Genomic DNA, 2839 nt, shown 5'->3' on the forward strand with positions numbered 1-2839 from the left:
TTTTTAAAGTTTTCATTCCTCTACAAAAGGAATCGAGGCTTTACTCTTCCAAAGTCGCTCCCTTTTGTCGTAGTAGGTTTGGGCATCGGGAAATTCTATGTACTCCTCCTTCGAGTTTTGAGGATAATAAGGGCTTAGGTCTTCACTTAAATACATCTTTTCAAAGAGCAAAATGGCACGCGCTTTCAACAGTTCGGGCTTCATTTTCCAAGTGCGAAAGACCTCCTCGTAGTGGCTTAGTTTTGCACCCTCAAATTTGCACTTCACGCCCACGGCTACACGCTTTTCGTATAGGCTTGGCGCAGGGCGCGAAAGCAATAAAAACAAGGTGTCGTCTTTGCCCTTTTGGTAGGCTTCGAGGCGAAAGGCTTGGAAGGCTTGGTCGCGATAATAGTCTTCAAATTCGGGGCTAAACTTGCTTTGAAGGGTTGCCTTTTTGGGCATCTTAGCAAGGTAGCGAATGAGCCTATATTTGAGCGAATCTTGCTCGCTTTGGCTCAATGGTGCAGTGTAATCGGCTTGTTTTTGGCAGCTTATCAATAGCCCACAAAAGAGCATCAGCAAGCTCAATAGGCTTTTCAGATTTGGAAGGCTTTTTTTATCTTTTTGTATCGTTAACATTCTGATTTTGAGTTTTTTGTGTGGTATTTTTTTTAATGTTAATTTTTGAAACCATTTTAGAAAAGAGGTGAAAAAAAATAGGCGATAAGTATTTGAAAATCAAGATTTTATGTTATCAGAATTGAAAAAATAAAAAGAGATGTGCAACTTGTCTTTTTTGTGGCAAGTTACACATCTTTTTATTGCAATTTGGGTCAAATTTAGCTTGTCAAATTCATATCGAAACAATCAAAACCTGCGGCTCAAGACCAAGACTTAATAAGCCTTGTTGAGGGGATTAAATTCTGCCCAACCGTCTGTCCAGTCTTCTGCTCCAAAAGCACCTTTGAAAGGCACAGTTTGGAAAAAGCCTTGGCGATTGGCTTCGCTAAATTTGGCATTTTCAAAGCTCGCACCTGAAGCCAACTCGCCCGAAGTGAGGGTAAAGTTGGGGTTTGAAGGGTAGCTTGCCGCGCTGTGTTTGGCGAAGAAAAGGGTAGGATTGATACCTAAAGCATTGTAGGTATCATCGCCGATAGTGCCATCTATGACGCTGTTAGAAGCAAGCCAAGTGGCTTCTACTACGGCAACATCTGCGCCTCCACCTGCGGCGAATTTGTTGTTAGGCGTAACCATGACGTTGTTTGCCAAAACGCCATTGCCTGCCTCATAGTTTGCCTGTACCGAAGCGGTATTGAAGCGCAAACCGACAGGGAAACCTGAAAAGAAGCTATTGAAGATAGAAACCGAAGTACGGCGGCGTAAATCCATGCTATGTCCGTTGTTGCCATTGATGCTGCCACCTGTGTTGTTGCGCGGTCCTAAGACGGTAATATTTGAAAAAGTGCCTGTGGTGTAAGGCTGCACGTCATTATCATTCGGACCGTTATCGCACTCAAAGGCATTAGATTGTGATTGGTCTGCAAAGAAAGGATTGCGAACCACTAAGCCAAACTGCACGTTTCCGCTCCAGCCGTAATCGCAGTCAAAGTCGTCGTCCCAAGTAGAAAGGGAGATGATATTTTTAGCACTAACGGTGCCGCCAAACCACTCAAAACCGTCATCACCGCCGAAAGAAACTTGTACGTTTTCGAAGGTTGTGCCACTGCCTACACCACCCAAAGTAATAGAATTACTTTCGTTGTTGGGCGTAAGCTCGATGCCTGCATATTCTACACGCAAATACTGATAAGTACCCGAATTGTCGGTATCGTTGTTGCCACCAAAAACAACAGGCGGCTCGATGCCTTCGATGACAGGGTCAGGCTGATTGGTGCGGGCATTTCCCAAAATTACCAAACCTCCCCAGTCGCCTCTATCGCGCTCCCCTACGGCTTGTGCCGAGGTCATCACAACGGGCTTGTCTTTTGTACCCAAGACTTCCAACTTGCCGCCTTTATCTACTACCAAAGTGGCGCGGCTGCGCTTTTCGCCAAAAATGACCGTTCCTGCGGGAATGGTTACGGTTTGTCCTGCACGTACAAAAACTTGTCCTTTGAGCAAATATTTCTTCGAAGCGTCTAAGGTTTGGGTAGAAAGATTGCCTTGTAATTCTACTAACTGTTCGGTAGGGTCGGGATTAGGCGTAGGATTGGTGTCGTCATTGTCGTCTTTACAACCTGTAGTCAAGAGGGCAGCAGCCAAAAGTGAAGCGGCTAAGTACTTTTTGAATCGCATAAGACCTAATAAGGGTTAAGTTTGAAAACGCTAATTTTGCTGCAAAGGTAGGAGTCTAAGAAAAGGTAGGTTTTGACAAATTTTTAAGAAACAATGAAAAAATCGCATCTATTTCAGTCCAATGTTAAGAAAAAATGATAGGCAGTTTGCCCAAATCTTGCTTCTCTTTTGCCCTCTTTTTCGCGTCTTTTTGTCTTAAAAATGACCCCAAACAGAGCCAAGCGGAACGAAATAAAAGACGATAACAAGGCAAAAACGGTCTTTTTTCTTCTCTATTTTGGTGCATTTTCCCTACCTTTCGAAGCCTCTTTTTTGGCAAAAAAAGCCCCCAAAAGTAAGCCCCAAACTAAGCTCAAAAGTAAGCCCCAAACGGCAGTCAGTTAGCCAACTTTCAGCGGGCAAAAGAGGCGATAAAAATCGAAATTTTGCCTCGATAAAGCAGGCTTTATTTTTTCGAGCCAACTTTTCAATTCTGTAATTGTAAATTTCTTATTTTCAGTGCTTTATTGTCTATTTTTTTGCAAATTTTGAAAAAAGGTTACAAAAATTAACCTTAAAAAAA

Annotated in this window: 3 protein-coding genes; 1 reads left to right on the top strand and 2 read right to left on the bottom strand. The window is 43.0% G+C overall.

Annotation, left to right across the window (positions count from 1 at the left end; genetic code table 11):
• Nucleotides 1-12 precede the first annotated feature (12 nt).
• Together G500_RS0108015 and G500_RS0108025 are read right to left on the bottom strand one after the other, a co-directional pair.
• Entirely contained in the window at nt 13-621 is a 609-nt protein-coding gene (locus tag G500_RS0108015; protein WP_051203377.1) for a hypothetical protein, read from the bottom strand.
• A 255-nt stretch (nt 622-876) separates the two neighbouring features.
• A complete protein-coding gene (locus G500_RS0108025; protein WP_027002184.1) occupies nt 877-2277 on the bottom strand; it encodes a hypothetical protein in 1401 nt (466 codons plus the stop codon).
• A 201-nt stretch (nt 2278-2478) separates the two neighbouring features.
• Here G500_RS0108025 and G500_RS0108030 point away from each other — a divergent pair, with 201 nt between their 5' ends.
• Nucleotides 2479-2661, top strand: coding sequence for a hypothetical protein (locus G500_RS0108030; RefSeq protein ID WP_154657072.1), 183 nt, complete (start codon nt 2479-2481; stop codon nt 2659-2661).
• The last annotated feature ends 178 nt before the right edge of the window (nt 2662-2839 follow it).

This window comes from Hugenholtzia roseola DSM 9546 (genome assembly GCF_000422585.1).
Lineage (GTDB): Bacteria > Bacteroidota > Bacteroidia > Cytophagales > Bernardetiaceae > Hugenholtzia > Hugenholtzia roseola.